This is a genomic window from Colwellia sp. 75C3, from assembly GCF_002836255.1.
Taxonomy (GTDB): Bacteria; Pseudomonadota; Gammaproteobacteria; order Enterobacterales; family Alteromonadaceae; genus Colwellia.
In genome coordinates, this window is record NZ_PJAU01000045.1 from 1 (window position 1) to 3,595 (window position 3,595).

At 36.0% G+C, this 3,595-nt stretch carries 2 protein-coding genes, 1 tRNA gene and 1 rRNA gene; 1 reads left to right on the top strand and 3 read right to left on the bottom strand.

Annotated features, from left to right (window positions below):
* Positions 1 to 300: 300 nt before the first annotated feature.
* Positions 301 to 1,551 carry a DEAD/DEAH box helicase gene (locus tag CXF85_RS09345; protein ID WP_101228264.1) on the bottom strand — a complete coding sequence of 417 codons (1,251 nt, stop codon included), beginning with the start codon at positions 1,549 to 1,551 and terminating at the stop codon, positions 301 to 303.
* A 67-nt stretch (positions 1,552 to 1,618) separates the two neighbouring features.
* On the opposite strand from CXF85_RS09345, the gene CXF85_RS09350 reads away from it, so the two are divergent.
* Entirely contained in the window at positions 1,619 to 3,226 is a 1,608-nt protein-coding gene (locus CXF85_RS09350) for a response regulator (protein WP_101228263.1), read from the top strand.
* 17 nt (positions 3,227 to 3,243) lie between these two features.
* Here the strand turns inward: CXF85_RS09350 and CXF85_RS09355 are convergent.
* Positions 3,244 to 3,328 (bottom strand) — tRNA-Tyr (locus tag CXF85_RS09355).
* A 38-nt stretch (positions 3,329 to 3,366) separates the two neighbouring features.
* A 5S ribosomal RNA gene (rrf, locus tag CXF85_RS09360) occupies positions 3,367 to 3,481 on the bottom strand.
* Positions 3,482 to 3,595 lie beyond the last annotated feature (114 nt).

A 3,595-nucleotide genomic window follows, 5' to 3' on the forward strand; every position in this document is an offset into this window, starting at 1 on the left:
CATAATACGCTTCCTAGTTTTGATGTCAACGTTTATTTAAAAGTATTTCGAGAAACATTTAAAACAACACATTAACTTATGTTATTTACCATTTAATCGGTTAGATAACATATCAAAACAGTCCGTTGATGATTCATTTTACGTGAACCCCTTGGAACTGGAGCGCATTATAGAGAGAGTTAGCTTTAGTACAAGTACTAATGTAGCCTTTGTGTTTGTTCGATTATAAATGCCGCTATTCGACTACTAAGCATAACAAAGTAGCTCACAAAGGAACCACCCTGCCATTCTTTGTTTGTGCTATCGCCTTCTATTTCTAGTATTTGGTCTGTGCTTTTTAGATTTATCACCTGCGGACAGTGCGTCCTTACGTGCATTTTTTTTATTTATAGGCTTTTTGTTTAAACCAGCACTTTTCGTTAAATCTAGTTCATAACCTGGTAACCATTGCTGTAATAGCTGGATATCAAGTAATTCTTCTATCGCTGTTAGTAACCATTCTTCTCCTGGACTCACTAAAGACACAGCTAAACCTGAGTTTCCTGCTCTGGCTGTTCGCCCTATACGGTGAATGTAATCTTCTGCATTGTAGGGAAGCTCATAATTAATAACGTGTGATAGACCTTTTATATCAATACCACGCGCAGCAACATCCGTTGCAATTAATGCACGAACCTTTCCTTCTTTAAATTCATGCAATGCTTTTTCACGAGCACCTTGAGATTTATCGCCATGTATAGCTAATGACTTGACGCCATCTTTACTCATTTCTTTAGCTAATTCATCAGCACACTGTTTTGTCCGAGTAAAAACTAAAACTTGCTTCCAATTTCTTGAGCCGATTAAAAAAGAAGTAAGTTCTCTCTTTCGATCAGCATCAACACCATAAATGATTTGCTCTACATCATCCGCAGCTTTATTTGTTTCATCAATCTCTACAATTTTAGGGTCAACTAAAATATTTTTACTCATCTTGTAAATATCATCCGCGAACGTTGCAGAGAAAAGCAACGTTTGCTTAACTTTTGGTAGATATTGAGTAATTTGGTCTATTTCTTCTTTAAAGCCCATATCTAACATACGATCAGCTTCATCAAATACTAGCGTTTCTATATTAGCTAGGCTTACAGATTCAGTTCGTAGAAGATCCAACAACCTGCCTGGCGTTGCAATTAGGATATCAACACCTGCTTTTAATTCTTTAATCTGTGCCTTTGTACTAACACCACCATAAGAAATGCCCATATTTAACGTGGTAAATTGACCGTAATGGCAAAAGCTTTTATATACTTGTTGAGCAAGTTCTCGGGTAGGCGTTAAAACTAATGCCTTCAACTCCTGCTTGCAGGGTTGTACTGAGACAAGTTGTTGCAATATTGGTAATGCAAATGCTGCCGTTTTTCCCGTACCGGTTTGCGCTCTTGCCATAACATCATGTTTAGCTAGAATTAGAGGGATACTTTGCTTTTGTATTTCTGTTGGTTCATCATAAGCAGATTCGGTTATTGCTTTTAGCAATGCTGAATCCAAAGAAAAAGAAGAAAAGGTCATTCGTTTAGCCAGTGTTTGTTTAAGTAAGTTAATTATACCAGAAGTCGTATATGACATTAAGGATGTTATGACAAAATCCAACTATCAAAATATGCGTTTCTTAATTGTTGATAATATCAAGCCATCACAAGATATTCTTAAGCAATTTGTTATGCGCTTAACCACCAGGCAAGTTGATAGTACACATTATGCACAAGATGTCGCATCAATTTGCCAACAAAAAGTCTATGATATTATTTTATTAGGTTATGATCTTGGTGAAAATCAAAAGAATGGCCAACAGCTTCTCGAAGAGCTAAGAGTCAATGGATACATTAATCGTCACTGTATTGTTATCTTAATCACTGCAGAAATATCTCAATCCATGGTACTAGCTGCTCTTGAGCACAAGCCTGATCACTACTTATGTAAACCCTATTCGTTAAATGAATTAGATAAACGCTTAAAGTCTTGTTTGCATAAAAAAAAGGCTATGGCTCGAATTTATCAAGCGCTCGACGATAATAACTCAGAACTTGTAATTAATCGTTGTAAGCATGCCTTATCAATCAATACGCCATATAAAACAGAATGTTTGGGCATTATTTCAAGACAATATTTCGAATTACAACGATATGATGAAGCCAAAACTATTTACTTAGAGTACCAAAATTCGGCTAATTGCCAATGGGCAACAATAGGTTTAGGAAAAGTAGCTTTGCATGAAAATAAATTGCATCAAGCGGAAAAACTATTTAAACAATTGATTAGAAACTATCCGCTATATTTATCTAGTTATGATTGGCTTTCAGTAACTTATGAAGAGCAATTTCATAAAATATTAGCTGAGGAAATATTAGAACAGGCGTTGCTATTATCCCCTCGCTCTTTAACACGATTAAAGAAATATGCGAATCTTTGCATTCATAATGAGCACTTTGATAAAGCAACAGCCGCTTACGAAAGTAATTATAAGCTTGCACATAATTCAATTCATCACTGTGCTGATAATACAATAAAATATGTACAAGCATTGATCGAGCATGCGCCTTCTCTGTCGCTAGTCGATGCAAAAAAAGTAAACATCAAGGCATTCTCCTTTTTAAAGCAAATGACACGAGATTTTAAAGAGAGTGATATTAAAGTTCAGTCGCACTTACTTGGAGCATGTTTATTTAAAATTACCAAGGAACGAGACTTAGCCAATGATGAAATACTTAAAGGAGAAAAGTTACTCGCAATAGAACAAGGAAATATTGCCCAGGATAAATTGATTGATATATCAAAAACATTAAAAAAACTAAATAAAAACAATCTTGCCACACAGTTGCTTGTTACCCGCGAAGAAACTGATAAAACTGCATTAGAAATAAATAATAAAGATTCAAAAACTAATCTAAAAGATAAAGCTCAAGCAGATATTGAAATGGGTCTAGTTTTATATGCTCAAAAGAAATATCGTGAGGCCATTGTAAAATTACAAGATGCTTCGACAACATTTCCCAAGCATGTTGGTATCAAACTAAATCTGATCCAAGTTTTACTCGTTTCATATGACAAGAATAGACAACCGAACACAGACCTGCATAAAGCGAAGAATTTGTTACTTGAGGTGACTAAACTAGATTTAACTATGAATGAACTGGAAAGACTGAAAAAAATGCAAAAAAAATACCAGCAAGTTGCTGGTATTTAATTTTCTCTAAGAGAATATGGTGGAGGGAGGTGGATTCGAACCACCGAAGGCTGAGCCGTCAGATTTACAGTCTGATCCCTTTGGCCACTCGGGAACCCCTCCACGGGGCCATTTCACCAACAATGTTGATGGAATTAGGAGTCTAGCAATGTCCTACTCTCACATGGGAACTCCCACACTACCATCGGCGCAACTGCGTTTCACTTCTGAGTTCGGAATGGGATCAGGTGGGGCCACAGCGCTATTGTCGCTAAACAAAAAACTTTTATTTATTACGTTACTTATAATTTTTATAAGTAATTTAATAAATAAAAACTTCATCAAAAAGCCCGTTACGCTTGTAACGGGCTTCTCGTGTGCCAAAGCACA

Excerpts from the sequence above, each read along its gene's own strand:
- CXF85_RS09345 (WP_101228264.1), bottom strand. The coding sequence starts at position 1,551 with ATGACCTTTTCTTCTTTTTCTTTGGATTCAGCATTGCTAAAAGCAATA.
- CXF85_RS09350 (WP_101228263.1), top strand. The coding sequence starts at position 1,619 with ATGACAAAATCCAACTATCAAAATATGCGTTTCTTAATTGTTGATAAT.